The sequence below is a fragment of the Paenibacillus sp. JNUCC 35 genome (assembly GCF_058269095.1).
Genome location: NZ_CM177771.1, coordinates 2664092 through 2690514, shown reverse-complemented (window position 1 = coordinate 2690514; position 26423 = coordinate 2664092). Strand labels below are relative to the sequence as shown.

General features: G+C 41.2%; 25 protein-coding genes and 2 pseudogenes. 11 read left to right on the top strand and 16 right to left on the bottom strand.

Annotated elements, in window-relative coordinates; all coding sequences use genetic code 11:
• Positions 1-163: 163 nt before the first annotated feature.
• On the bottom strand, positions 164-1054 hold the full coding sequence (locus AC2TF6_RS12460) for a LysR family transcriptional regulator (protein ID WP_491311271.1): 891 nt from the start codon (positions 1052-1054) through the stop codon (positions 164-166).
• Between the two features lie 99 nt (positions 1055-1153).
• Here AC2TF6_RS12460 and AC2TF6_RS12455 point away from each other — a divergent pair, with 99 nt between their 5' ends.
• A complete protein-coding gene (locus AC2TF6_RS12455) occupies positions 1154-2083 on the top strand; it encodes a DMT family transporter (protein ID WP_491311270.1) in 930 nt (309 codons plus the stop codon).
• Between the two features lie 1141 nt (positions 2084-3224).
• Here AC2TF6_RS12455 and AC2TF6_RS12450 read toward each other — a convergent pair.
• Both AC2TF6_RS12450 and AC2TF6_RS12445 read right to left on the bottom strand, forming a co-directional pair.
• Positions 3225-3773 carry a hypothetical protein gene (locus tag AC2TF6_RS12450; RefSeq protein WP_491311269.1) on the bottom strand — a complete coding sequence of 183 codons (549 nt, stop codon included), beginning with the start codon at positions 3771-3773 and terminating at the stop codon, positions 3225-3227.
• 310 nt (positions 3774-4083) lie between these two features.
• Positions 4084-4560, bottom strand: a complete 477-nt coding sequence (locus AC2TF6_RS12445; RefSeq protein WP_491311268.1) for a hypothetical protein — start codon at positions 4558-4560, stop codon at positions 4084-4086.
• A 188-nt stretch (positions 4561-4748) separates the two neighbouring features.
• Here AC2TF6_RS12445 and AC2TF6_RS12440 point away from each other — a divergent pair, with 188 nt between their 5' ends.
• Entirely contained in the window at positions 4749-5345 is a 597-nt protein-coding gene (locus tag AC2TF6_RS12440; RefSeq protein WP_491311267.1) for a histidine phosphatase family protein, read from the top strand.
• A gap of 127 nt (positions 5346-5472) precedes the next feature.
• Here AC2TF6_RS12440 and AC2TF6_RS12435 read toward each other — a convergent pair.
• The 3 genes and pseudogenes from AC2TF6_RS12435 to AC2TF6_RS12425 all read right to left on the bottom strand — a co-directional run bounded on the left by AC2TF6_RS12435 (position 5473) and on the right by AC2TF6_RS12425 (position 7815).
• Positions 5473-6503, bottom strand: a pseudogene (locus tag AC2TF6_RS12435) (Cfr family 23S rRNA (adenine(2503)-C(8))-methyltransferase).
• A 557-nt stretch (positions 6504-7060) separates the two neighbouring features.
• Positions 7061-7330 (bottom strand): annotated as a pseudogene (locus tag AC2TF6_RS12430) (YdeI/OmpD-associated family protein); the annotation flags it as partial.
• A 20-nt stretch (positions 7331-7350) separates the two neighbouring features.
• A complete protein-coding gene (locus AC2TF6_RS12425; RefSeq protein WP_491311266.1) occupies positions 7351-7815 on the bottom strand; it encodes a VOC family protein in 465 nt (154 codons plus the stop codon).
• A gap of 99 nt (positions 7816-7914) precedes the next feature.
• Between AC2TF6_RS12425 and AC2TF6_RS12420 the strand changes: the two genes are divergently transcribed.
• From AC2TF6_RS12420 to AC2TF6_RS12410, 3 genes are all read left to right on the top strand, one after another.
• On the top strand, positions 7915-8826 hold the full coding sequence (locus AC2TF6_RS12420) for a helix-turn-helix transcriptional regulator (protein ID WP_491311265.1): 912 nt from the start codon (positions 7915-7917) through the stop codon (positions 8824-8826).
• A 97-nt stretch (positions 8827-8923) separates the two neighbouring features.
• Positions 8924-9742, top strand: a complete 819-nt coding sequence (locus AC2TF6_RS12415) for a MerR family transcriptional regulator (RefSeq protein WP_491311264.1) — start codon at positions 8924-8926, stop codon at positions 9740-9742.
• Between the two features lie 21 nt (positions 9743-9763).
• Positions 9764-10939 (top strand): MFS transporter, encoded by a 1176-nt coding sequence (locus tag AC2TF6_RS12410; RefSeq protein ID WP_491311263.1) that lies wholly within the window; start codon positions 9764-9766, stop codon positions 10937-10939.
• A 242-nt stretch (positions 10940-11181) separates the two neighbouring features.
• On the opposite strand, the gene AC2TF6_RS12405 is transcribed toward AC2TF6_RS12410, so the two are convergent.
• The 10 genes from AC2TF6_RS12405 to AC2TF6_RS12360 all read right to left on the bottom strand — a co-directional run bounded on the left by AC2TF6_RS12405 (position 11182) and on the right by AC2TF6_RS12360 (position 20635).
• Positions 11182-11886, bottom strand: coding sequence for a demethylmenaquinone methyltransferase (locus tag AC2TF6_RS12405; protein ID WP_491311262.1), 705 nt, complete (start codon positions 11884-11886; stop codon positions 11182-11184).
• 419 nt (positions 11887-12305) lie between these two features.
• Positions 12306-12845: a hypothetical protein gene (locus tag AC2TF6_RS12400; protein ID WP_491311261.1), complete on the bottom strand. Its 540-nt coding sequence runs from the start codon at positions 12843-12845 to the stop codon at positions 12306-12308.
• Complete coding sequence (locus tag AC2TF6_RS12395; protein ID WP_491311260.1) at positions 12838-13449, bottom strand: TetR/AcrR family transcriptional regulator; 612 nt, start codon at positions 13447-13449, stop codon at positions 12838-12840. The genes AC2TF6_RS12400 and AC2TF6_RS12395 overlap by 8 nt, the downstream gene beginning before the upstream one ends.
• 432 nt (positions 13450-13881) lie before the next feature.
• Complete coding sequence (locus AC2TF6_RS12390; RefSeq protein ID WP_491311259.1) at positions 13882-14451, bottom strand: SF0329 family protein; 570 nt, start codon at positions 14449-14451, stop codon at positions 13882-13884.
• A gap of 292 nt (positions 14452-14743) precedes the next feature.
• Complete coding sequence (locus AC2TF6_RS12385) at positions 14744-15640, bottom strand: nucleotidyl transferase AbiEii/AbiGii toxin family protein (RefSeq protein ID WP_491311258.1); 897 nt, start codon at positions 15638-15640, stop codon at positions 14744-14746.
• Between the two features lie 24 nt (positions 15641-15664).
• Positions 15665-16249 carry a hypothetical protein gene (locus AC2TF6_RS12380; protein WP_491311257.1) on the bottom strand — a complete coding sequence of 195 codons (585 nt, stop codon included), beginning with the start codon at positions 16247-16249 and terminating at the stop codon, positions 15665-15667.
• A 175-nt stretch (positions 16250-16424) separates the two neighbouring features.
• A complete protein-coding gene (locus tag AC2TF6_RS12375) occupies positions 16425-16841 on the bottom strand; it encodes an SMI1/KNR4 family protein (protein WP_042226982.1) in 417 nt (138 codons plus the stop codon).
• 54 nt (positions 16842-16895) lie between these two features.
• On the bottom strand, positions 16896-17624 hold the full coding sequence (locus AC2TF6_RS12370; RefSeq protein WP_491311256.1) for an ATP-grasp domain-containing protein: 729 nt from the start codon (positions 17622-17624) through the stop codon (positions 16896-16898).
• Between the two features lie 496 nt (positions 17625-18120).
• Positions 18121-19329: an MFS transporter gene (locus tag AC2TF6_RS12365; RefSeq protein WP_491311255.1), complete on the bottom strand. Its 1209-nt coding sequence runs from the start codon at positions 19327-19329 to the stop codon at positions 18121-18123.
• A gap of 136 nt (positions 19330-19465) precedes the next feature.
• Positions 19466-20635, bottom strand: coding sequence for a serine hydrolase domain-containing protein (locus AC2TF6_RS12360; RefSeq protein ID WP_491311631.1), 1170 nt, complete (start codon positions 20633-20635; stop codon positions 19466-19468).
• 178 nt (positions 20636-20813) lie between these two features.
• On the opposite strand from AC2TF6_RS12360, the gene AC2TF6_RS12355 reads away from it, so the two are divergent.
• From AC2TF6_RS12355 to AC2TF6_RS12330, 6 genes are all read left to right on the top strand, one after another.
• On the top strand, positions 20814-21272 hold the full coding sequence (locus AC2TF6_RS12355) for an Lrp/AsnC family transcriptional regulator (protein WP_491311254.1): 459 nt from the start codon (positions 20814-20816) through the stop codon (positions 21270-21272).
• 389 nt (positions 21273-21661) lie between these two features.
• Complete coding sequence (locus tag AC2TF6_RS12350) at positions 21662-23011, top strand: transposase (protein ID WP_491311253.1); 1350 nt, start codon at positions 21662-21664, stop codon at positions 23009-23011.
• A 125-nt stretch (positions 23012-23136) separates the two neighbouring features.
• Positions 23137-24066, top strand: coding sequence for a helix-turn-helix transcriptional regulator (locus AC2TF6_RS12345; RefSeq protein ID WP_491311252.1), 930 nt, complete (start codon positions 23137-23139; stop codon positions 24064-24066).
• A 91-nt stretch (positions 24067-24157) separates the two neighbouring features.
• Entirely contained in the window at positions 24158-25090 is a 933-nt protein-coding gene (locus tag AC2TF6_RS12340) for an alpha/beta fold hydrolase (protein WP_147951689.1), read from the top strand.
• Complete coding sequence (locus AC2TF6_RS12335; protein WP_491311251.1) at positions 25087-25644, top strand: YdeI/OmpD-associated family protein; 558 nt, start codon at positions 25087-25089, stop codon at positions 25642-25644. The genes AC2TF6_RS12340 and AC2TF6_RS12335 overlap by 4 nt, the downstream gene beginning before the upstream one ends.
• 467 nt (positions 25645-26111) lie before the next feature.
• Positions 26112-26291 (top strand): hypothetical protein, encoded by a 180-nt coding sequence (locus AC2TF6_RS12330; RefSeq protein WP_491311250.1) that lies wholly within the window; start codon positions 26112-26114, stop codon positions 26289-26291.
• The last annotated feature ends 132 nt before the right edge of the window (positions 26292-26423 follow it).

Here is a 26423-nt window from a genome sequence, read left to right as displayed (position 1 = left end):
ACAAAACAAAAGCTTGGGCCAAATGCGGCCCAAGCTTTTCTAATTTTACAGATCTCCCTTGTTATCGGGGGTCACTCCATGTTGTTCATCATGAGAAAAGCCCATGTCCGCCGGTGGTTTGTAGGAACTATGCCCGTCAGAACTGCTGCGCAACAATTGCACATTAGTGGTCCCGGTCGCCGGACAAATAAAGCTCTCTTGCGGTCTGCAGGAACAGTTTCACCCCGTGTGGAGCCTCCTTCAAAGAAGGAACCGCCAGGTGAATCTCTCTAAACGGCTGAGGGTCAATTGTCCGGACGCGGACATTAGGCGGCAGTGCCGACAGCGACAGCGAAGTTTTCGATACGATCGAGACACCCAGCCCTTCTTGAATCAGGCTCAACGCCGTGTTTATGTTGTGGCCGTCATATTTGGCGCGCAAAGTGGTTCCGAACTGTTGGAACAACTCGTAAATCGGCGTTACAAACCCACCTTCGCACACAATCATAGGTTCATTATCCAGATCCGTGATATGGATTGTCGGGCGGCTTTGCAATGGATGATCATCCCGAAGGAGCAGACATAATTCATCTCGGAAGAACGGAATCGTTTCCAGTTCGTTGCTCGGTGGAATAATCCATCCTACATCGATCATTCTGGAATCCAGCCATTTTTTAATCTCGTCTATGGTCCCTTCGTACAGTTCGAATGTCAGCCCCGGGTATTTCTCCCCGATCACCCGCAATATTTTCGGCAAGAAGTGCGCGGACATAATCGGGAACGCTCCGACGCGAACGGTGCCGACTTCAAACCCTTTTTCAGCCGTTACCTCCTGCTCTACCTTATCGTAGCCGTGCAAAATGTCTCTGAACATGGCAAGCAAGCGCAAGCCAATATCAGTGAGAATGACCCCGCTTTTCCGATCCCGTATCATGAGGGTGACTCCTAATTCCGATTCAAGCGCAGAGATGGCGCGGCTTACGGCAGGTTGCGTCATATTCAATTGCTCACCAGCTTTGGTAAAGCTGCCGGTCTCGACTATTTTCACAAACAACATCAGTTGCGAATGTGACATAACAATTATGGTATCTCCTCTATAATAAACATGCATTTTATTTATCTAGTGAGCTATTGTACCATAGGAAGCACCATCACACAAAGGAGCTGTAGTTACATGCAACTTTCGCGAACACTTACTTTTATCCTTTTAACGTTTTTAGTTATGATGTGGGGGGTGAACTGGCCGCTTTCCAAATATGCACTCGAATTCGCCCCGCCGTTGCTTTTCGCCGGCTTGAGGATCTTTGTCGGAGGCCTTATTTTGCTTCTTTTCGCTTTGCCACGTTATAGAAAACTTAATATGAAGCATACTTGGAACATCTACCTGATCTCCGCATTGCTGAACATCATTCTCTTTTTCGGCTTTCAAACTTTCGGACTGAATATGATGCCGGCCGGTTTGTTTTCGACGATCGTGTTCATGCAGCCCGTTCTACTCGGTATCGGAGCTTGGTTGTGGTTGGGTGAATCCATGACTGGTTTCAAAATAATCGGCTTGATTCTCGGCTTCATCGGAGTCGCTGTTATCAGCATAAACGATGGCTCCGGGAATATTTCGTCCGCCGGCATCTTGCTCGGTTTAGCCAGCACGATTACTTGGACGTTCGGTACGATCTATATGAAGAAAACCTCAACTAGAGTCGATGCGATCTGGTTGACTACTCTTCAGATGATCTTTGGCGGAATTGTTTTGTTGGTTGCGGGTACTACCGTTGAAAATTGGACGGATATCGTCTGGAACCAGCCGTTCATCTCGACGTTGTCGGTTATTGCGATCTTCTGTACGGCCTTGACCTGGCTCGTTTTCTTTCTGCTTGTCAGATCGGGCGAAGCCGGCAAAATCGGTTCGTTTAATTTTCTGGTCCCCCTCATTGCGATCGTGATCAGCGTTCTCTTTTTGGGCGAAACGATCACTCCCAAGATGGTGGTGGGACTCATTCTAATTATCATAGGTGTTGCACTGGTAAACCTCAAACTGAAATCTCTGCAAAAGCGGGACAAAAAGCACATGGGGAATATGAAGGCGAGGAGAGACCACGTATGACGACATCGCCCATCTCCACGATGCCGGAGCGCATGTAGAGTTCTCGAGAAGCATACAGACGTTTAATAGATTCTAAGGTGCTTTCATTTGAATGACAACCACAAAATCCGGCCTTTTTATTAAAAAAATGCTTCCGAACCTTTGGCGAGGACGGTTCTGGTTACACCGGAACGCCAAATACCCGCGTGCGGCCGATCATTTGAATCCTGTTCCTCGGAGCAGGTTTTTTTGTGCCGTCGCCCCCATGTATTTGTAAAGGTGCGTCCAACAATTGGAAGACGGTAAAAGGAGTTTGGAAAGTTTTTCCGAATAGTACCCTATACCTATAAACATACATGAGAAGGGAGTCAAAAGAAGTGCAACGTACTACTAGACCTACATACAATCAGTCCAATAGACCAACATCCGCCCAAACTAACAGGACGGCTAGCGGTCAATCTAGGGCGGGTAGTTCCCAAGTAAACAGGGATACTGTCAGCCAAGCAAGTAGAGCCGGGAGTCAGCCCGGCAATACAAGCAATGTTAACGTCGTCGTTTGCCGCAAATGTAAGTCACCGCAAATTGTGGCCAACAAGAGAGGTTACAGCTTTGCCAAAATGTTCAAAACCCTTGGGTGGATGGCTTTACTTCCTCTCCTATTTTTGGTAGTCACTGTAGCCGGAAGTTATATGGTATGGACTAATGTCAAACTCGGCAGCGGCGGCGGAAGCAGCGTAAATGGCGGATTTTTTAATAGTCTGACAACTATCATCGGCATTTTATGTTGGATTTCATTCATCTTCTCCTTACCTGTAAGTATCCTAGTCGGGTTCGTTGGGAGAAGTGAAATTGTAAACGGTTGTATGAACTGCGGCTTTAAGTGGAGACCTGCTAAGAGGAAGTAAAATGGGATGGAGATGGGTCAAATTTTGATCTACCTCTTTCAAGTTCTGCAACTTCCCGACTTTACGTAAGGCGATTGTCTACATACACTATAGGAAATTACTTTCATCGACTGAACAAGAAGAACGTAAAGGGTTGCAGCGGTTCATAGTAAGGCAATGCAAAGTTGGGAGTGTTTGCACACACTCCCTATTCTCGCCCCGCCGATATGGCAGGGGCTTTTTTGTGCGTACAGATGCCAGTACACTTCAACTGTTAATTAGGGAGCAAAGACTTCCGGATTATCGTTTCGCCAGGCGCCTATGCAGCCGATTAAACAGGCCGTGTAGCTTATCATCCTGCTGCCGATCTCACTGTCCGCATATTGAATTGCGATATTTATGCCCGGCTTACGCCATGCCAAAATTCGACCGGAAAATCCAGGCCATTCACACTCTTCATCCAGTTCGGATTGACCATATGCCTTTATCGACTCATCCGGTGTTGAGCGCATCGTGGTTCCCTTGGGAAGATTTCCGGGAAACGGAGTTTTAATTCTGTCATCCGACCCGGGCGCAAGAAAATGTATCGCGCCAATGATCCATCCATCTTCATTTGTATAGTTGAGTCCGGTCAGATCATTTATTTTGGGTGCGCGATAAAGATCGATGCGTATCGATGATTTCACAGACCAGATGATATCGTCGTTGAAATAGCTGTTCGCGGGTGGCATTCGCTTGACGCCGAATGATTGCAGCAAAGCTTGAACATTCTTGGGACTGTATGGATGCCCAAGCATTTCAATGAGCTGTTCAGATGGTTCTTTCATGCTTATTCCCTTCCTTTCGTTCGCTCAATGCACACACAACGTGACGCAGGCCCAGCATGTCCCTCTAGGGAGCAAAGGCTTCTGCCCAAATGGCTGTATGGATCTCTTTCAACTCCAGAACCTCAAGCCGCCTCGCGGTCCACAGATTTTCGATGTCACGCAGCGATTTCATGGAATTCAACTCCAACTGCCGGAGATCATCCATCTTCGAGAAATCGCACAAGCATTTTATGTATACCGACTAATATCCATTATTCGCAGATCAGTTTGGAAAGAACGTTCAACCTTTTGGGTCGGTTGCGGCAATACATCACGGGCAGAGGCCATATTTTCGCTTGCCGTTTGTTGGAACAGCCAACTTCAAAAATTGAAACCTTTCCCCTTCAAAGGCTACCGTCCACACGAGGCCATCCAAATAGTAGTTATCCAACTCCTCGGCTCTCCTCGTGGGCGTGCCCAGCTTGGCTTCGATCTGGGCTCTTGAATCATTTTGTAACAATCCATAGGGAATCGGACCGACATATTTTCCATGTTTCTTATTTTCTTCCATAATCGTCATGGTTAATTCGTCAAATATATAATCACCCTCGCTTTTCTTGGTGATACCGTTGTTTTCAGCGCCAATATCGAAATGGAGAACGAGACCCTCCCCACTCACAAAATAGGTCGTATTAAGATTCCTCCCCACATTCGGCCGCCAAGTTATCTTGTCCCTCGAAAGCTGATCGACCAAAGGAGGGTAAACGCTGCTGTGTCCCAAATATTCAATGTAATCCAGAGGGTTCATTACTTCCACTTCCTTCCTGCTTTTTAGTTTTAATTATCCCGCTTATTCGTTCAAGGGTCAATGTCGCATATCCTGTAAGCTATCGGCAGTATTCCGTCATAACATGAATGTACATGTTTAGTCGAGAATGGTAGGATGAGGAAAACATATTTTGCAGTCGAGGACTAAAAAAGGAGAAGAAAGAATTTATGAAAACCTTTGTATACATGGTCAGACACGGAGAATCACCTAAAATGGAAGGGAACGAAAGAACACGCGGACTGACTTTAAAGGGCGAATCGGATGCCCAAATTGTAGCTCAATTGTTGAAAGATGAGGATATAGACACGTTCATCTCAAGTCCATACATAAGGGCAATATTAACACTAGAGGGACTAGCCCAATCTTTAGGCAAAGAAATGATTGTTATTGAGGAACTAAAAGAAATCGTATTTATCGGTGATGATAAAATAATGCCTGATAAGGAAGTGTATCCGTTAGTAAAGAAAATGTTTTCAGAACCAGACTTTTCGTTGCCTGGAGGAGAGTCTTTTACAAATTGTCAAAACCGTGTTGTAACTATTTTCAAAAACATTATAAGCGAATATAAGGGACAGAAAGTTGCTATTGGAACTCATGGAGCCGTTATGACGATGATGATGGGATATTTCGACCCCCAGTTTGATTTGGACTTTTTATTAAACACTTCAAAGCCTGATATCTACAAGATGGAATTTAATGAAGGAATATTAACTAATACAGCGAGGCTATGGAAGGTAAGTTTGCCGGAACCTAAAGGGCAATAAAACGTTAGAAGCCTGCCGTTGGCAGGCAGGCTTCATTATTTCAGATGTGTCTCCTATATCGAACACCTATTATTTATGACCCTCGTGTCCTCAAACCCAAATACTGTTTCGGGGACCGGTTGATCGATTATTCGGAGCGGTATAGCTGGCCGCATGCCGCGTTAATGTCCGATCCGAATTGAGTTCGGACCGTGACACTGATTCCCTTTGACTTCAAGATCCGAACAAACGCTTTAATCCGATTAGATTCAGATTGCTGATAGTTGTCCGGCGTAACTTCAGTCGAATTGAATGGAATCAAGTTAACGTGGTAGAGATGTTCCACAGGTCCTCTTCCCCTCAACAGCTCGGCAACTGCTTCCGCATGCGCAGCCGAGTCGTTGACTCCTCGAAGAAGAATATACGCAATATACACTTTTCTCCCAGTATGTTGAATGTGATGATCCAATGCCTTCAGCACGTCTTGGATTGGAAATCGGTCGTTGATCGGCATCAGCTCGCTTCGCTGATCGTCGAACGGCGAATGCAGCGAGAAGGTTAGATTGACTTGCGGAAACTCACGTGTCAGCCTATCGATACCCGGCAGCAGGCCGATGGTGGAAACCGTAATTCGTCGATGTCCTAAACCAAAGAGATGCGGGTCGGTCAAAATCGTTATGGCATCAAAAATATACGGGTTGGCGAGCGCCTCCCCCATGCCCATGAATGAGACACTGTCCAAGGCGTGGCCGTTCAAGCGAAAGTGCAGCAATTGGTCGGTAATTTCTTCGGCGGTCAGATTCGTTTCAGGCCGATGGTACCAGTGGCGCAAAACCTGCACCCGAAACCGCAGCCGCACTGCGTGGAAATACAATACGATTTCCAGCCCCGCTCATAAGTAAGTCGTACGGCCTCCACGCGCTCGTCGCCCGCAATGGCGAACAGCACCTTGTTAACCTGTTTCGACGTGAGTTCTTTTACCGGAACGATCCTGCAGACGTTCGGGCCAAGCACCCGGGTCAACTCGTCGCGCAAAAATTGGGGCAGCATGGTCATCCGTTCGTATTCGCCGACGTTGTGCTTGAAAATCGCGTCCATAATCTGAGCATACCGATACTCGGGTTGCTTGAAGTCGGACAACATTCGCCGAATCGTTTCATATTTCGAGGGTAGTCTCATGTCTTCTCCTTACTGCCGGAGAAAACGTAAAAAAAGCAACCGTCAGTTGGTGCTTTGACACGTCGTTAACCAACTATACAGAAAAAGCGCATAACGTTTGCAGACGGATCGCTATGTGCACCTGTCGATAGATGGGTAAGCCTCCGGCAACCGATTTGATTTTTTGTGAACCGCTTCACCTAACAAGAACCGATTCACACAATCATCTACAACCTCGTTCTTCATCGTTTTCATCCTCCTAGAAATGGTTGATCTCTTCCAACTGCCGGAGACGACATGTGCCGGCCACTTTTGTCAAAATAAAAAAGAGCCACAAGAAAGTTACCTTTCTTGTAGCTCAAAAAAATACGGCACATCCTACCCGATGCAAGGTAGAAAAGGATATATTTTTTGAGTGAAAAGAATAAGGTAACTTTCTTGCCAATAAAGAATAAACCAAATTTTTGTTTTATTCTTTAAAAAGCGGCAAGAACTATTACATTATCCTCTTCAACTCCGATCGTTAAGTGTCAGCACGATCTTAACATGCCCGCTTCTACATTGCAACATCCTAGATCTTAATAATCCAGTAGACGTCCATTATCATTCCATTGACCGTACATTTTGTTTTCTCTCGTGTTTGCTATGAATTTGTCTAATCTGCTCTCAAATAATTCCGGTTGATTTGTTATGCTTTGTATCGTGTCGATCCGAACTCTTTTATACAGATTCGCAAATGCCTTGAAATTCTCATATACTTGCTTTTCCTCTTTCAGCCTTTGCTCTATAACCGGATCGATTCGAAAAGAATCGTAATCCGTATCAGGAAGAACCTTTCTTCCTTCGTCCATAGTTGATTCAGAATGAGTTACTGTTTGTTGGCTATTACGTTATCAAGAAAATGATCTGCGTCGCTATTAAATTTCCAGTTAACTCCAAATTTATCAACTAGCATTCCAAAGCACGAAGACCAAGGAGTATTGGATAACGGCATGATGACATGGCCGCCAAGGGACAAATGACTAAAGTATTCTTCCAGTTTCTGCTTATCATCCATGACCAGACTAATCAGAATATTATTCCCTTTCACCAACTCACCTGTTACCGCCTTCATTGAAGGCAAAATGTCCGACATCATGATTTTCCCGCCTGCGAATTCTATGGAAGACTCCATGATCATAGTTAACTCATTTTCCGGCATTGGGTAGTTCGGATCTTGCGGGATATCCCCAAATTTCACTTTTTTTACTTCAATTGCGCTTAAAGCCTCCGAATAAAATTCAATCACTTGTTCTGCATTTCCATCCAAGTTTACATATACAATAGCTGCCATAAAGCAATACCTCCTTCTTGTTATACATGTAGTATAATCGACGAAAGGTGACAGCTATATGTCACCATTTCATACTGAAGTAGAAAAAGAGGCGAACCGATGGAAAAGGTTGAGAGACTAATCTCTATCATTATGATCTTGCTGAAAAAAAATATCGTTTCAACAAACGAATTCGCGCAATTATTTAACGTTTCCAAAAGAACAATTCTTCGCGATATGGAAACCTTGAGCTTATCCAACATCCCGATCTATTCTATCCATGGAGTTCATGGCGGCTACGGTATTATGGACGAATACAAGGTTGATAAACGTCTTTTAAATAGCTCCGACTTAGAGAATATTTTGACTGCGCTCGGCGGATTGGAACAAATTCTAATTAGCGAAGAAGTTGAACTAACGATCAAAAAAATAGAAGCCATGGTTAGCCCATTGGCTCCGAAAAGTTCAATTCAACTGTCATTTTATGATTGGGAGGGTCGGTCTGAAATTATTCAAACCTTGAGGACGTGTCAAGAATCCATATTAAAGAGAAGGTTAGTTTCATTTGATTATATAGATAAAAATGGCACCACGACGAATAGAATTGTCGAGCCCTATCAGCTTCATTTTAGCGAAACGAGTTGGTATCTGAAAGGATTCTGTTTACATCGCATGAGATATAGAACGTTTAAATTATCTCGGATCGATCATCTTCATATGGATGAACAAACGTTTAGCCCTAGAGATGATTTGTTGGAACAAGAACGAGAAGCAAATTATCAACCTCAACTAGTCGCTATTCAGGCATTAATTTCCCCTAGCATAAAAGATCAATTCATTGAAAGGTACGGTCGAAAGAGTATTGAAAACTATAGTTCTAAATGTTTATTAGCCACAATTTACGTCCCTCAAAACAGTACGGGATTTCAATTTTTAGCAAGTTTCGGCACAAATCTAAAAATCGTTGAGCCCAAAACATATGTTGAAGACTTTCGAAATTATTTAAATAAAATGGTGGATATATATTCCTGAAAAAGATCGTGTTTCTCGATAGCATTGCGGTACACTTGACTTTCCCCTGCACGGGAAACTGTATACTCTCCTTATGTTATAGATTGGAGTTGATAGTTTGTTTAAAATCAGTGAGTTTTCCAGGCTAAGTAAGGTCTCCTTAAAAACACTGCGCTATTATGACCAAATTGGCATACTAAAGCCAAGAAAGGTGGATCACGACACCGGCTACCGTTACTATTCGGCAGACCAGCTTCTTGAGCTCAACCGAATCTTAATCTATAAGGAACTGGGTTTCACATTGCCGCAAATTACACAGTTGCTTAAGGAAGATATTACATTGGAGAATATTCAAGGGATGTTTAAGCTGAAAAGAAGCGAAATCCAGCAAATCATCGATACGGAACAAGCCAAGCTCGCCCGGATCGAGGAGCGTATGCAGCTTATAGAAAGAGAGGGGCAAGTCGAAACAGGACAAGAAATCAGGATCAAAGCAGAAGGCGCTCAACAGTTTCTTTTTCTGGAAGCGCACGGGAGAGAAGAAGATATTCCAGACCTGTTTCGTACGTTTAATCAATTATTAACAAAAGAAACTCGCCAATTGGCTCAAGGTCCGCAGGTTGTTTTGTGGAAAGAAATAGACGGAAAAGAAGATGAGTTTGAGTTTGAAGTCGGTTATTTTTTAACCTGCGAGCTTCCATTATCTCCAGATCCGTTTCAATTGCGGACTCTTCCTCCTGAGCCGATGATGGCCACAATGACCTTTCGTTCGGATTCTAGCTTTGCTTGTACAGCCTGTGTTGATTTAGCTAAATGGATTGAGAAAAATAACTATCAGATCAAGGAAAACGAACCTAGTAGGGAAATCTATTTACCGTTATCTACAAAACAAGATGCGCAATTAATGGAAATACAAATTCCAATTATAACTAGATAACTGGAGAAGGAGCGGATTGAATTGAAGAATAACCTAATCATCTATGTCCTGGCGATTGCTGTTTTTCTGATCGGAACCATTGAATACATTATTACAGGAATCATTGAAATGATCGCCGTGGACCTGGGAGTATCTACTTCAGAAGTTGGGTTACTGGTGACTGTATTTGCTCTCGCAGCGGCCATTGTCGCTCCGATTCTGATTGCATTAACGATAAATGTGGATCGCAAGAAGCTGCTGATGGCTGCCCTCAGTGTGTTTATTGCCAGCAACGGACTTATGTTTGTAAACCTTTCTTACGAAACAGTACTATGGGTACGAATTATTCAAGGGGCTAGCGGAGGAATCACTACCGTAGTAGCCATGGCAGTAGCGACACGACTCGTTGAAAAAGAAAGAAGGGGCAATGCCATCGGTATCATTTTGATGGGGCTTAGCAGTTCGCTAGTGCTGGGTGTTCCAATGGGCACATTTTTTAGTGAGATGTTCGGATGGAGAGTTTTATTTATTGGGATCGGTTTATTAAGCGTTCTTCCATTGCTCATCATCTATAAAAAGGTTCCGGCAATCAAAGAAGAAGAAAAGGCTACCCTTAGGATGCAGCTCTCCATTTTAAGAAATTCAAAAATTTTGACCGCCTTGGTTATTACTTTATTTTATGTCGGCGGCTATTCTACCCTGTTCACTTATATTACGCCTTTCTTGCAGGCCACATCCTCTCTTTCCATTACCGAAATTAGCGGCGTTCTATTCCTGGCGGGAATTTGCAGCTTCGTCGGATCAAAAATGGGCGGACAATTGGCAGATGCAAAGGGATCGAAATTCACCATTTGTCTCGGACTCCTGTTACAAGGAGCAACTCTCCTTTTATTCGCTCTAGCCGGTGTCAACCTCTTTGTATTGATCTTGGTTTTAATGATTTTTATGTTAGCAACTTGGAGTATTTCCCCTGCCCAGCAGCTACATCTGGTTACTCTGGCGCCTCGAAATCCAGACATTGCCCTAAGCGTAAATACTTCGTTCATCCAATTTGGTTTTGCATTGGGATCTGGATTAGGCGGGCTTGTCGTCAGCCGTACATCTGTCCTGTATTTGAATTGGCTGGGTCTTGCCGCTGTAAGCATAGCTTTACTTCTTGCGATCTTACTATTCAAAAAAATGAGCAGTGGGATTGGAACCCCTATTGTTACTAAATAAAATTGAAATGGAAAACAGGGGTGGAACTAAATTATATTCCGCCCCAAATCTGCCCATATCCTTCCTTTATATTGAAGTGCTCGACTGAAAATCAGCATATTCAACAATAGAGGTAGGATATTTTTTTATAATCTCGAGGAATTTGTTTATCTAAATTACTGGCTTCATCCAACACACGAACAGTTCCTCCTCGGTACTCATAACTTCATGCTGCTAGTATGCTATCCCTGCCAGTACTCTATCTATTTTATAGCCATATGCATTGCTGCGACGCCGCCACTATAGCTTTTCACATCTACTTTGCAAAATCCCGCTTCTAAAAACATCTGTTTAAGTACATTTTTATTGGGGAAATTACGAGCTGATTCTTGTAACCATGAATATTCATCATAACTTTTGGCAATAAACTTTCCAAGCAAGGGCATGATAAAGCGAACATAAAAAAGGGAAAGTTGCCTATAACCGATTAACGTTGGTTGAGATGTTTCTAAACAAACTACTTTTCCGCCTGGTTTTGTTACTCGATACATTTCCCGTAAAACGGTTAAATAGTCTGGTACATTTCTTAAACCAAAACCAATGGTTACATAATCAAATGAATGATCTTCAAAAGGGAGTTCCATGGCATTTCCTTGAATAAATGTAAGTTGCTTTAAAGCTTGTTGCTCTTGCTTATCTTGTGCAATTTTGAGCATGTTTTTGCTAAAATCTAATCCAATTACTTCTCCGTGCGTTCCAATAACATCTGCTAAAGCAATCGCCCAATCCCCAGTTCCAGTGCACACATCAAGAGCTTTACTTCCTTCTCTAACTTTCATCTGTTTCATGACATCTTGACGCCATGCGATATGTCTCTTAAAAGTGATGATAGAGTTCATCGAGTCGTATTGATTCGATATCTTTTCAAATACATGATGAACCCTTTCCATCTTTGATTGTTCAGACATGAAATCCCCCTCTTCCACGAATGCGATATCATGAAAATATCTCCATTTTTATTTAGTCCCATACAATATAGAACTGCCGTCCATTGCCCACTAGCTGAGAATACAAATATACCATAATTATTGCACCCTTTTCTTCAGATTAAAAAGCATGATTTGCAAAATAGGTAACTAACTCTTGTTGCCAACGCAAAAACACCTCCAAGTTGTCCTCCACATCTTACGACATGGTTCATTCTACTTGAAGGTGTTTTAATTTGTCTCACGCTATGGGGGCAGTCCCGCAACGTCTAAGTCCATCTTACCAGATGTCTTTTTTTCGTTGTCTACCATGAGGGGATATTACCACTCAATGTAGGCTCTTCAATGGCTTCCAGCACTTTCGTTTGCAGTTTAGGGCACCCTGTATTGATTGGATGGAGCTAACGCCCTATCTGTTTTAGACGTGCATGGATCAATTCCTTGATATCAGTGTGTCCACGGTATAAGGTAGCGGAGTACATAATGGAGGATGAAAGAATGGTAGACCAGATCAACCAGTCTCCTGCATTTTTAAACACTTGACCGATCTCGGCTGCTACCTGTTCCTGCCCCGCATAAAAGGCAGTAGTTAACGCAGCATAATTAAATAAAAACAAGATGATAACTCTACCCAGAAGTAGAATAATCCACCCGACAATATAGTTGTACCCTCCAACCGAGCATAATTGATTGTCTCTCTCGCGACGGAAAACCCTTGTCTTTTTTGCTTGGAAATAACCGACGACCACCCCTATCGCAAGCAGACTAAGCAACTCAGCTATAATTACCGAATCCAATTTGGCAGGTAGACCAGTGTACGTTCGAATGGCAGCCATAATAGGAATTCCAAGAAGGTCAAAGGTGTCTACTTTTTTGGGAATGAGTTGTCGTATAATTAATACGATAACGACCGTAAGAATAATGATCACTATTTTATCCACGCTTTCCCACCTCTTTTTTATTTGCCAAATAATAATCAATAAGTTGATCCACCATTACTTCCGTATAAAGCTCGGGAGTTTGAAGAACGTGGATGACCAGCCCGTCAATAAAGGCATACAGCATCTCCAGCTCTAAACTTTTGTCACTTTTCATCCCGATATAGCCCAATTCTTCCATCAAAGATAGAATTATCCCCATCAGATGCCTCGTATAAGAATCCATCTCTTGCTGCAATTTATATAGTTCCGGATTACTAAATGAACGGCCTAGAAACGTGATCCAGACCTTTGCTTCCACTACTTCTTCATGATTCATCGGAACGATGAATTTCATCAATCGTCTGATCCCTTCTTCCTTCGATCCTGTGAATGCTTCATTACGAGCTCTTGCTCGTTCCCCCATTCGATCCAGAACTAACTTCATCGAATAATGGATCAATTGATCCTTAGAAGCAAAATGATGTTGAATAAGTCCAACCGAGATGTTGGCTTCATCCGCGATAAGCTTTATGGATGCTTTATCAATGCCTTGGTTTAATATGACCCGCCAAGTTGCAGCGGCGATCTCCATTTTCCTTTGTTTCTGGTCCACTTTTTTTGGCATTTCGCGCCCCTCCTTTTTCCAATATGATTATATTATTAAAATCCCCCTTTTGCAATACGTTCATATTGTGAAAAATGATTTAAAGCACCTTCATTCAATTCGTTGAATACTTCTTGTTTGCAAGTTGCTTGCCGAACAGACCAAATAGGGCTGCAACAGCCTGCCCCAGGGCAACCTGCCACAACCCCCATACCCGCATCCGACGCGGCCTATCGGTCCTTACTCGACCCCATCGTGATCGGATTATCCTCGTAAGGGCTCCAATCGCTCCAGCTTTCTGAATTCTTCAACAGATTCCTTTGAGTGTCGATCAGCTCGTCTAATTCCCAATTTCGCTCCATGTGAGAGCTTCTTCGTTACAGAATTGTTGATCAAGGGAATATTATCACTGCAAGAGGAGTCACTTGATGAAGGCGCATAAGTTATTTATTTTCATAACGTACTACGCCGTAGTTCATAAAAATACTGCACAATTGGATGCTTTAACTTCATCTTCTCGGACATGTTCAAAATTCGCTTTTTTCCAACTCGTCTGTCCACCAAAGCTAAAATATTCAATAAGATATCATGGCTCTCTAAACTTTCTTCTATAGAAGTAGTTAAGAACTTATTAGCCACAACGATAAAATTTGATTTACTTAATGATGTCTGTGCCGACAAAAGCTCCTTTGCATATTCTGATATTTTTCTATTTCTTACAATTACTTTTAGACGATCTTCCGGAACTGTCCCCTTGGTATTTATTCGGACGGCTTCAATTTCTTCATGGCTGATAGGAATTTGGATATCTGGATCATTCTTAATTTCCAGCTCCGTCTGATACCATCTGATTAAGTTAGTTGCATCATTCATATTGAGCACGTTCTTTTTATCTACCGTAATATAACAATCCCCTGCTTTATCAGGTAAATAACGGTAACTGGTTGCACGATATTCGACTCTTCCATCTAACGCAGGACAAAGAAAACTCTCCAGATTTTGTTTCAATTTGCTCCAGGACATGTACTCCACCTTGTTTCTATATTAATAACTACCTATTGAGGCAGTCGCTCTATTAATCTATCATACAATAACCGGCACTCAATCCTCTATGTTCGAATGAAAATACCTCCACCATCAACCAACCGCCTTTTGTTTTAATAGACTGATATGGAGTGTAGGCATAGAGAAAAACCGAAGGCAAATGTGCTCTCGGTTCTTTTTTGATATCGATACACAAATACCCTGTAACTACGATAGTCTTTTCATCAGTTATTGAATTCTATATTTTATTGCATCCGAATTTCATTCTTTATCACTGATGTATCCTATGTGTTGGTCTAGGTAAATTAACATATGCATTTTCATTAAGACCAACTTGGTTCATTATTTTACGTAAATCAGCCACTAACTTCATAAAATAGACTTCTTGAATGATACTACCAGCATATTTTTTTAGAGAATAATCATTGGATAACGAATGATACAATCCACCTAAATCATCTACAAGTATCTTTTTTATAGCAATAGGTGTAATAGATTGATCTATACTGCATTCATTAACGAGTGCCTGTAATGTTTCATTAAGTGCACGTTCATCATATGATGGATGTGATAATAAATATTTTAAATCATAAAGATCCTTAAACCTTGGTCTCACAATTGTTTGATGTAGTTTCCAAGCAATTTGTATCGAAAGTGGTACAGAATAAGGAACACTGAAAGTATCACCAAGAACTGGTCGATACTCAATTGAAACGGGATCTACTGCCATTTCTAAATTGAATGAAACATCTAGATATATTTCACTATAATGATTTACTTCCCTAGGTTCATCTGTGAAAAAATAGGCAAGATCTGTATTTATTGTAGGGAAATCTTCTGACATTGCATAATCTATACGCCGCCAAAATGCATTCTCTCGAAAGCTTCTAAACTTTATACCATCACCAAGATCCGTTTCCGTCACTTGGATCATCCAATTTGTAAATGTTTCATGTGCATGCTCTACATCTTTGATCTTATCCATATACAAAAAGTCGACATCTTCAACATGCCTAGTATCTGGGTTATTCAAATATTGTCTTGTTAATAGGCTACCTTTTAAAACAAATGGCATATTCACAAGTGATATTCTTCTCAAAAGTGCTTCTAAAACAATGAGTTCTCTAGCCTCATCATTCATATCTTTTAAATTCTCAAGCTTAGTCATTATTGCATCCCTCTTTTGTGAAATTTATGAAATCCATCCGCTATCCAGTTCTTCTCTACTGTCATAGATACATAATTCATATTGTTCTTTCAGAACATCTATCTTATTTTCTTGCAAAATAGAATGCAATTTATCTACCCTTGCATAGAATTTTTCCTTACTTTCATATTCTCTGACTGTAATAAATCTTACTTCTCCATTTGTTGCTAAAGAGTTTCTTGAAATATGTCCGCCAAGACCCTCACATAAATTTTTTAGCCGGGCAACTTCTTTCACAGCTACTTTGCCATGCCATTCAAAATAAGGCTTAGAATTCCTAGTTACTGGCATATGGAAATATTTTTCCTCATTTGGAGATATCTCTATTTTTGTCCTCATGATAGTAAATCCGTTTTTTTGAAATTTGGTTGCAATTTTCTCAATTTCTTTTTTCGCTTCATAATAATCAGTACTTTCAATAATCCCTGTACACATAGGCTGATTAATATAATCCCCTTTGTCTAAGACAATCATAAGAGGCTTCACTTGTTCCAGAATACAAGTATTAACAAAAAATTCCTTTTCGACAAGCCTTAAATTATTGACTGTAATATGAAATTCAAATTCCATTATTTTGCTCCTATGCATTCTTAGTTTAATTTGCTAGATTTACTGCACGAATCATTTCTAAAATACTCATTAATCACACAATGAAATGGATGACCATTCACAGTTACTTTCTTGAAACGTTTTCTAAATGGCTTCAACCATGTCACCTCTAGCGATAGATGATAAAAATAGTCTTTTAGTTAAATTTTTCAAACATAGTGACAACAAATTCTTCGAAAGTCTTTTCCTCCGTTGGATTAATTGACAGATCATCATCGTGCCATATTTCAACAATAGCCCAATTATCAGTTGTTAAAAACCCCACCGCATCTCCACTAAAATTATCGCCAAACAATAAAACATCTTTTAGTTCCGGATGCGAGTCCTCATCAAAAAGATGACCTAAAATTTCGTCTACTTCGACCAAACCACTATAAAAATTAAAGTATGTACCATTAACAGTTCCATAACCAACTTCTCTTAAAAAATCAATATATTCTTTGGGGATTCCTTCTACTTCTAACTCTCTTTTTATTTCATCTTCAGACAGAACTTCAAAGTTATGTCTTGAGGAATTATTTCTTATTGAATTAATAATGTTGGTGTACCTCATATGTTGACTCATGTCCCCCTTAAAACCCGTGTTTTATTGTAAACAGAAGCTATATTAAAAATCACACTCATCTATCGTCGAGGTTAACTCAGACCATCTTGCCGATAATAACTTAGCATAATCCAAGGAAACTAACCCATAATGCCCTAAAGAATAGCCATCGTTAACTTCTATTAACAATGTTTCACCTTTATCAGTTAATCCAAAATCTACGGCATAACCATTAGGAGCAGATTCGAATTGAGAGACGACATTTTCAATTACTTTATAATCAAAGTGCACTCTCCAATTCCCTTTATATCTTCTAATGTCTAGTATTTTCCCGTATCTAACAAAACATCTCCACTCTGCTACAAAGTTTACAACTTCCGAACATAATATATCTGGATCTTCACCATTTGTACCACAACCTATTAAATCCTTAGTACTTCTAACAACAACACCAGTAAACTTTTTATCCTCAACAGGCTTAATAAATACATTCCAGTTCTCAGGGTTGTTTGCTATTACACTTAATTTTGAATTCCAAACCTTCCTACCCAAGTAGTTTTTTAATTCTTCAGGGTAATCAATTTCAGGTGGGATTATATCATGTTTAAAAAGTACTGTTCTAACATCATCAACATAACTAACTATTATATCTTCTTTTTTATGATCAGATAGCTCATCAATATTTTTAAAATAATGAATTTCAAATCCCATTTGTTTAAATCCGTCATACGCTGCATAAAAATTGTGATTGGCAATTTCGTTATCAAAACTTTTTCTTATATATACCTTCATAAAAATCACCCGCCTCATTAATAATGTCGACCATTGAGAATGATATAAATTCCTAAATAAAATCTGAATTTTAATGCATTAATCATACCAATTTTCACCAAATTAATACATAATTAATCGAAGTGTGCACAAAAAAAAGAACCTCCTCTTAAGGAAGCTCCTCATTATAAAATTAATTAATCCACCCGATATATCCTTACCACGCACTCCACATGTGTGGAGTGTGTAGTATTGACAAAAAAATAGGGGCAAATCAAGCCCTCAATGACAACGAATTATAAAGTTATAATGAATACTGATCTGCAACTCGCAAATCGCTTGATTTCCTTCCGGAACAGATTTCTAAATAAAGAACAGTTGCACAATAGATAGTTTCTTGTATGAATACCCCCTTTTTCAACTATAGATACTATACGTAGAATACTTAGCTACATTTTTAGCTAAAACCCAGCCCCAGTATCCAGCTGATTATTATGTCACTGCAAGTTTGTGTATCTCAGCGCCTCTTTGAAGGAAATCCGTGTTCTCTAGCGCGCCACGCTACGAGTAGCGCAAGGATCAGTAGAATAAACAATGCCCATGGGAAGGAGCCGACACCAAGTGTTTCGATAAGAATAGCGCCTATCACACCACCGCCACCAATGGCTAGATTCCATACCGTCACCAGCATCGACTGGGCTACATCTGCACTCTCGCCGCCGGCTTCAGCAACTGCTGTCTGTAACAAAGTCGCCGCTCCCCCGAACGTTAACCCCCAAACAGTAACCACTAAGTAGATCACGACGGGCTGGCTGCTACTTAGGCCTAGTGCGACGGACGCCAAGGCAAAAGCAGCGAGGCTGATCAGAACCAATGGCCGCAGTTTGCGGTCGATCAAAACACCGATGACCCAGATGCCAATAAGCGCTGCAATGCCGAAAATAAGAAGTACCAAGTCAACACGCTGGGTAAGTCCAGCCTGGGCAAGATACGGTGCAATATAGGTATACAGGATGTTTTGTGCTAGCACCCAAGCCAGTACGACAAACAATACCGGCCGCACCCCCGGAGTGATGAAGACCTTTTGGAGAGGGAGCCGCTTGACTGCAGCCTCTCCTGGATAGTCCGGTAACTTCCAAAGCACCCAGCCAACCAGCAATAGAGCCAGCAGCGACATCATTCCGAATACAGAGCGCCAGCCTACAAAGGCACCGAGTAGTGTTCCAGCAGGGACACCGAAAGCCATAGCGAGAGGCGTCCCGACCATCGCCACCGCCATAGCTCGTCCCTTAAGCGACTCCGGAACCATGCGCCGGGCATAGCCTGCTATCATACCCCATAAGACACCAGCGGATACACCCGCGAAGAAACGAGCTACCAGCGTCAGTGTATAGTTGGAAGAAAATGTAGTGACGGTGTTGAATACGAGAAAACCAAGGATACACATGAGTAGCAGTGGTCGCCGCCGCCACCCGCGAGTCGCGGTGGTCAAAGGAATCGCGGCCAATAGTGAGCCTAGGGCGTACAAGGTGACGAGTTGACCTGCAAGGGCCTCTGAGACTCCAAGCCCATCACCTATCTGGAGCAACAAGCCGGCCGGAATCGTTTCGGTAAGAATACAGATAAAACCCGTCATAGCAAGGGCGAGTAATCCTGCCCATGGGAGACGTTCAGAAAAGGGAGTGCCAGAGACACTCTGTGTGGCAGAAGTTGTGTTTTGGCTCATTTCAGAAGCACCTCTCTTGTATAAATTGACAGATTATATGATCAACTAGGATTTATGGATAATCACTCCTTCGGCATCTTACTACACTGAGAGCCTTGGCCGGTTCATACTGGACCAAGGCTCTTGTGTTCGTTCTCTATTTCTTGATCCTGTCATAGACAGCTTCACAAAGGTCAACAGTAAACTGGCCCGACATGCCTTCCAGTGCGGTATTGGTGAACGCCACGACGCTGAGCTGCTGCTTAGGATCGACGAACCACGAATGACCATAGGTGCCACCCATGCGCCATGTGCCCGGGGATTCTGGCGTGTCTGCCACAACAGGATCCTTGAGCAGCGTAATACCTAGGCCGAAGCCTCGCCCTGGCCAAAAGGCCATTGGCAGATCACCGATCTGGTTGGTAGTCATTTCGCGAACCAGAGACTCCGGCAAAAGGGGTGCTCCGCCCTTACGTAATGTTTCCAGCAGTTTCAAAAAGTCCCCGGCGCTACCGACCATGCCGGCTCCCCCTGAGTGATAAGCAGTGGTGTCAATAGCCCTGCCAGGAGCAAGGCGGAAGCCCGCCGTGCCTTCCAAAAAAGCAAGGCTATCGTGATCTTGTATAAGCCTTGGTTCTGCTGCATCATTGGCATAGGCATTGGCCAGTCGTTCTGGGTCGATTGCAATAAAACCGGTGTCGCTCATTCCAAGCGGCTTTGTCACCAGCGAATGTATGGCCTCGCTGAGAGGTGTTTCTGTGACCTTTGCAATTACTGCTCCTAGCACATCTGTCGCGATGGAATATTTCCACTCGGTGCCTGGCGTATATAGGAGCGGAACAGAGGCTATACGACGCAGGTTCTCTTCCAACGCGATACTAGGCTGATCCATGCCATCCGATACCCCGGCTCGCTGATAGGATCCATTCTCTTCTTGAAAGAAGCGGTAAGTCAGACCCGCGGTGTGCGTCATCAAATGACGAATTGTCAATGTCGCGAACTCACCGTTCTGCAAACGTGGCCTAAACTCAGGAAGCCAACGATCAACGCGGTCGTCCAGCTGTAGGCGACCTTGCGCAACTAGTACTAGGGCAGCAGTTGAAACGATAGGTTTGGTAACCGAGGCAAGCCGGAATAAGGCATCTTCTTGCATGGTCCGGTTCATCTCGCGGTCGGCAAGACCAGCAGCTCGGCTATAAACCAGTTCCCCATCTATCGCCACTTTAATGACAGCACCGACCAATCGCTTGTCGGCAAGCGTTCGATCGATTACTTCATCGATGCGACCTGGTAAACATTCTGGATTAATTTTATTTGAATAAAACATACTCAACTGTCTTCATCCTTTCAGAATAGTTAAAGCCTTGAACACTTTACTATTGTAAGTTTATTATATAAAATAAGTTATCTTGATTACATAAGGCAACCAAGTTATATTAGCCTTGTAACGACTAATTACAAGCTAGTTTATAGGGAATACCTTAAATTTAAAGGAGTCGATTTCAATGGACCACGTTGATAAGCAAATCCTTTACCACCTTCAAAGCCAAGCTAGAATTTCAATGACGGAACTAGGAAAATGTGTCGGTTTATCACAACCCGCAGTAACGGAAAGAGTTAGGCGTATGGAGGAAAAAGGGATCATCAGCGAGTATCGCACCATAATTTCCCCTGAAAAAATCGGAAAACATGCTGCTGCCTACATGCTGTTTCATTCAAGGGATTGTAATGCATTCCTTGATTTCTGCCGTTCTTCTGCCGAGGTCGTAGAATGTAACCGTATCAGTGGAGAACATAACTACTTATTAAAAGTAATAACCGACTCCACACGAGCCCTTGAGGAGTTCGGAAATCAATGTGATAAATACGGTACTTACACGATTCTAATCGTGATGTCATCACCTATCGATCATAAATTTCTTATACCTACGCTTGAAGAAGCAAACTTAAACATGCTGAGTTAGATAGACGTAGTAAAATTACAACATAACAAAAAGGAATCCGATATCGAACCGGATTCCTAGCACTATTTTATAGCTTGGTGAAATTAAATTAATTGAGCTTTATCGAGTGGACGAAAAATATGATGCCAAATATAGTTTCAGAAAAAACCCGATCTGTCTAGCAAATCGCTATATATCGATAAATATTTGGTAACTCGACTAAACTACGAAATGTCACTTCTGGAAAAGCAAGCGCAATGCTCGTTGAACTATTTTACCTACTTGAATCAATTTCATATCTCTGAGCCCTTGGGGCTCTAAGTTTAAAACGACAAAAAATAGGGTACCTCCCCAAATCCTGTATAATGAGAGTTACGACACACACATTAACAGACTGGAGAGATACCCCTATGTCCATTATACGACAAGAAAGCCTGTTTGACATGCAAGTTTTATTCGATTTGGAACCTACCCAACGTTTTAATTCGGTTTTATCCGGTATTGACATTCATCCAATCCTAGATGTTGTGATGAAAAGGTCGCGATTTGGACCAAAACAATCACTTAATTACCCTGCGATGATCTACTCGTTGATTATTCGAATCACGGACCGTATCCCTTTCATTAAGGACCTTGTGAAGCGTCTTTCTACGGATTTACGATTTAAGGTTGATTGTGGATTCTTGGTATCGGATGAGATTCCATCTGAAGCTTCCTATTCGCGTATGATCACGTTAATTAGCGAATCAGACGCGTTAGAAATTGTTCAAGAGCGTCTTCTTCTCCAGGCAATATCGGAAGGATTTGTCTTAGATGAAACAATAGCCATTGATGCAACCCATGTTGAATCACGTGACCGCGCTCCATTCAAAACAGAAAAGGTTAAAAAGGAACCTCAGAAAAGAGGTCGTAAAAAGAAAGAAGAACGTGAACAGTGGCTCCTTGCACAGGCTGAGAAAGAAGCTAACCTTCCACTCTATGAAAAAACAATTGCCGGCCAACTGGATGTACCCCTCAAAGAACTTCGCTCCGCTGTACCCATTCAACCTGAATGGGGGGTGAAGAAGAATAGCGAAGGGAAGAATATCTTTTGGTTCGGATTTAAGTGCCATCTAGCCGTTGGGACGAAAAGCCAATACATCCTTCAATCGCTGTTTTCTTCTGGCAGTCTTAACGATGGAAAAGCTGCAATTCCTTTATTGAAGGGGGTCCACGCCCGTTTACCTTCTTTAGAAATCAAGAGGACGACAATGGACGCCGGTTATGACTACTACCCTATTTATGAACAAGTTCATCGTATAGGAGCCCAGTCTGTCATAGCATACAATAAGAAAAATGAGCCTGAACCAATAGGCTTCGATAAGCACTTCGCGCCAACATGTGTGCGAGAGCATAGTTATCGTTACGACAGCTATGATACAAAATATGGAACATTAAAATATACACGACCAATCGAATGTAAAGAATGTCCATTAGCCCGCGACAGCCTTTGTCAAAAGGTTTATAAAAAGAAAGTTACAGATGACCTGAGACGCTACACGGTACCGGCAAGAGGCTCGATGAAATGGACTGAAATCTATAAGGAACGAAGTGCCGTTGAGCGCGTAAACGCCTATCTTAAAGGTTATTTTCTATTGAATCAGATTTACCATTGTACAGGGAAGAAAGCTAAAGTCCATTTTGATTTGGTTCATCTTGCGTACAACGCCTGCAAACTGGCAGTTGATCGGCTTTCCCAACTACAACTTTCTGTAGCATAATTAGCTATTTCATTCGTTTTTTTAAGAAATCATCGAAATTCTGTTTCTTTATGATTTTTTAAAAGTGCGTATTATGAAATTGATTCTACTACATAATAAAAAAATATATTTTTAAGGAGAACAAGATGAAAATAGAACGTATGTTAACCATTATTGTGATGTTACTTAATAGAAATCGTGTAACAGCAAATGAATTGGCTGAGAAATTTGAAGTGTCGGTCCGGACTATTTACCGAGATATTGAAACAATCAATCTAGCTGGCATTCCCATCATTTCCCATTCCGGAAACAATGGTGGATTCAGCATTTATGAGAGTTATAAATTAAATCATCAAGTACTAACTCTTAATAACCTGTCCTCCCTTCTTTCTGTTCTCAAGGATATTAATTTCACAGTTGACGACATTGAGTTAGAATCATCCATAGAAAAACTACAAAATATCATTCCTAAAAACAAGGTAGATTATCTAAAGCTGCATATGGAACAAATCATCATTGATTTACATCCTTATGGAGACTCTCCAAATCAAAAAGCATTAGTTAAGACGCTAAGGAAAGCTATTACACAGACTAATTTACTGACTATTGACTACAGAAATTATGATACTATCGTCAGCAAAAGACAAGTTGAGCCTATGTCGCTCATATTTAAAAATTATACTTGGTATTTATTTGCTTATTGTCTTTTAAAAGAAGACTTCAGAATATTTAGAGTTTCCCGTATAAGTGATTTTCACATTGAAAATCAATCATTTGAACGTCGAGAAAAATCCTATCACGAGATTATGGCATTATTAAATGAACAAACAACAATGACAACAATTGTCTTAAAAGTTTCCCCTCAAATGAAGTCTCGTGTGAAGGATGTTTTTAATAAAGAAGATATTGCGGTGTTAGAAACAGGTGAACTTCTTGTTACAGCTACATTCCCCGAAAAAGAATGGTTGTTCTCTCTCATATTTAGTTTTGGAGAGCATATAGAGGTCTTAGCTCCAAAAGAAATGCGCAAAAAAATTGCTTCCAAACTCAGATTGATGGCTGACAAATATCATTAAGTGAGTTTCTCAAAGCTGACAGACCGTTGTCAAACGTCCATGATAATATTGTCATTGTAAGATACTTTTATTTTAATTAGGAGGATGTTAAATGACAAACAATTATGAATTTCCAACACCAACACTTATCTCAGGTAACGGTGTGGAGCTAGAGGTTTTTGAAGCTGGACAAAAAAATGGGGGGCAACCTATCGTTCTCTGCCACGGATGGCCAGAGCATGCCTTTTCTTGGAGACATCAAGTGACTCCTCTTGTAGAAGCAGGTTATCACGTTATTATTCCTAATCAACGAGGGTATGGAGAGTCTTCTTGTCCAAAAGAAGTCACAAAATATGATATTGAACATTTAACGGGTGATCTTGTTGCTCTTTTGGATCACTACCAATACAAAGATGCCATTTTTATGGGCCATGATTGGGGCGCAAGTGTTGTTTGGAGTATGGCTTTGCTGCATCCAGAACGTGTTAATAAAATGATTAACTTATGCTTGCCCTACCAAGTTCGAGGAGAGAGACCTTGGATTGATTTTATGGAAGAAGCTTTTGGCGATGATTACTATTTTGTTCACTTTAACAAACAACCAGGTGTTGCAGATGCTGTATTAGACGAAAATGCAGCCCAATTTCTTCGTAACTTATATCGAAAGAATGTTCCATCACAAGGCTCTGTTGAAGGAATGGAAATGATTAATCTAGCTAAAGCAACCCAGCCGTTAGGTGAACCTGTTATGAGCGATGATGATCTTTCTGTTTATATCACAGCCTTCAATAAGACAGGTTTCACTCCAAGCATCAATTGGTACAGAAATTTAAATCGTAATTGGCATTTATTAGGTGACGTATCTCCTATTCTTCATCAGCCAACATTGATGATTTATGGTGAGAATGATATTATTCCGCCGCTTCCAAATATAAAAGATTTTGTACCTAATATAGACATTAAGAGTTTAAACACTGGTCATTGGATTCAAGAAGAAAGACCTGAAGAGCTTAATCAAATGATTTTAGAATGGCTGGAAAAATGAGTGAAGTGCTATTTTTTAGTAATCAAACAGAATTTATTGATTGGTTGGATATTCATCACCAAACAGCTAGTGAAATTTGGGTAGTTTTTTTTAAGAAAAAGACCAATAAAGCAAGTCTCACTTGGTCCGAATCAGTAGATTGTGCACTGTCATTTGGTTGGATTGATGGGATACGAAAAACAGTTGATGAAGATTGCTATAAAATTCGCTTTACTCCACGTAAGCCTAATAGCCTCTGGAGTAAAGTTAATGTGCAAAAGGTGCATAAACTGATAGAACACAATCAAATGAGGCCTGAGGGATTGACTGTTTTCAATCAAAGAAATGATCAAACAGGTTATGCTTCCGTTCATAGGAACGTTACTTTAACGAAAGAATATGAGGATGAAATTAGAAAACATCCAAGTTCTTGGGAATTTTTTAATCAGCTTCCACCTTCGTACAGAAGAGATTCTATTTGGTGGGTAATGAGTGCTAAAAAAGAAGAAACTCGGCTAAGAAGATTGAATCGATTAATTGTTTCATGGGACAAGGGAGAAATGTTAAGACCCTAGATTTTCATTTTGCTTCATTGTCGCAAAGAGAGTATGTAAGGGGTTATGCATTTCGCTAATCAATCAAAAAAAGAAACGCCGTTAAATGTCAAGCCCGTTAGAATAGACACTGAATAAAATCCTTAAAAGGCATGAACCCTAAATTCTAACAGAAAGCATGTCTTTTAGTTTCCTTTGAGGCATATCTGTATTGTACTTAATTTGACAATTCTATTGAATAAAACAAACAAAGAAGAATAACAGATGAATGTAAAGAACCTAACTAAGGAAAACAAAGATTATACGATCGGATTAAGACATCATTTTCACCAGTACCTTGGAACTAGATTAGTCGCAATGTTACAAGACAATAAAGACCATCCAATAATTGGGTTAAGAACGGACATTGATGCACTACCAGTCAAAGTAGACACTGGATTACCTTTTGCCTCGAAATATAAGAAAAAGTCATTGCAGGTATTGCAAGAATGGCCAAGAAAAATCAAGTTCCTGCCATTGCTGTTGTTGGTGAAAATATAGAATCACTTTATGATAATGGTTTAAGTGGTATTTTCAGTATTAATAGAGGTGCAAAAGATTTTCAAATTACTAAGAAAAATAGCAAAGTCGATTTAATTCTAACAATCGAATCAATTTCATATCTCTGAGCCCTTGGGGCTCTAAGTTTAAAACGACAAAAAAATAGGGTGCCTCCCCAAATCCTGTATAATGAGAGTTACGACACACACATTAACAGACTGGAGAGATACCCCTATGTCCATTATACGACAATAAAGCCT

Coding starts and splice junctions, on each gene's coding strand:
- AC2TF6_RS12365 (WP_491311255.1), bottom strand. CDS start 19,329: ATGAGCCAAAACACAACTTCTGCCACACAGAGTGTCTCTGGCACTCCC.
- AC2TF6_RS12335 (WP_491311251.1), top strand. CDS start 25,087: ATGAGTGAAGTGCTATTTTTTAGTAATCAAACAGAATTTATTGATTGG.
- AC2TF6_RS12380 (WP_491311257.1), bottom strand. CDS start 16,249: ATGGAATTTGAATTTCATATTACAGTCAATAATTTAAGGCTTGTCGAA.
- AC2TF6_RS12455 (WP_491311270.1), top strand. CDS start 1,154: ATGCAACTTTCGCGAACACTTACTTTTATCCTTTTAACGTTTTTAGTT.
- AC2TF6_RS12375 (WP_042226982.1), bottom strand. CDS start 16,841: ATGAGGTACACCAACATTATTAATTCAATAAGAAATAATTCCTCAAGA.
- AC2TF6_RS12445 (WP_491311268.1), bottom strand. CDS start 4,560: ATGAACCCTCTGGATTACATTGAATATTTGGGACACAGCAGCGTTTAC.
- AC2TF6_RS12420 (WP_491311265.1), top strand. CDS start 7,915: ATGGAAAAGGTTGAGAGACTAATCTCTATCATTATGATCTTGCTGAAA.
- AC2TF6_RS12385 (WP_491311258.1), bottom strand. CDS start 15,640: ATGACTAAGCTTGAGAATTTAAAAGATATGAATGATGAGGCTAGAGAA.
- AC2TF6_RS12405 (WP_491311262.1), bottom strand. CDS start 11,886: ATGTCTGAACAATCAAAGATGGAAAGGGTTCATCATGTATTTGAAAAG.
- AC2TF6_RS12360 (WP_491311631.1), bottom strand. CDS start 20,635: ATGTTTTATTCAAATAAAATTAATCCAGAATGTTTACCAGGTCGCATC.
- AC2TF6_RS12340 (WP_147951689.1), top strand. CDS start 24,158: ATGACAAACAATTATGAATTTCCAACACCAACACTTATCTCAGGTAAC.
- AC2TF6_RS12450 (WP_491311269.1), bottom strand. CDS start 3,773: ATGAAAGAACCATCTGAACAGCTCATTGAAATGCTTGGGCATCCATAC.
- AC2TF6_RS12395 (WP_491311260.1), bottom strand. CDS start 13,449: ATGCCAAAAAAAGTGGACCAGAAACAAAGGAAAATGGAGATCGCCGCT.
- AC2TF6_RS12370 (WP_491311256.1), bottom strand. CDS start 17,624: ATGAAGGTATATATAAGAAAAAGTTTTGATAACGAAATTGCCAATCAC.
- AC2TF6_RS12350 (WP_491311253.1), top strand. CDS start 21,662: ATGTCCATTATACGACAAGAAAGCCTGTTTGACATGCAAGTTTTATTC.
- AC2TF6_RS12460 (WP_491311271.1), bottom strand. CDS start 1,054: ATGTCACATTCGCAACTGATGTTGTTTGTGAAAATAGTCGAGACCGGC.
- AC2TF6_RS12345 (WP_491311252.1), top strand. CDS start 23,137: ATGAAAATAGAACGTATGTTAACCATTATTGTGATGTTACTTAATAGA.
- AC2TF6_RS12390 (WP_491311259.1), bottom strand. CDS start 14,451: ATGTCCTGGAGCAAATTGAAACAAAATCTGGAGAGTTTTCTTTGTCCT.
- AC2TF6_RS12330 (WP_491311250.1), top strand. CDS start 26,112: ATGGCCAAGAAAAATCAAGTTCCTGCCATTGCTGTTGTTGGTGAAAAT.
- AC2TF6_RS12425 (WP_491311266.1), bottom strand. CDS start 7,815: ATGGCAGCTATTGTATATGTAAACTTGGATGGAAATGCAGAACAAGTG.
- AC2TF6_RS12440 (WP_491311267.1), top strand. CDS start 4,749: ATGAAAACCTTTGTATACATGGTCAGACACGGAGAATCACCTAAAATG.
- AC2TF6_RS12355 (WP_491311254.1), top strand. CDS start 20,814: ATGGACCACGTTGATAAGCAAATCCTTTACCACCTTCAAAGCCAAGCT.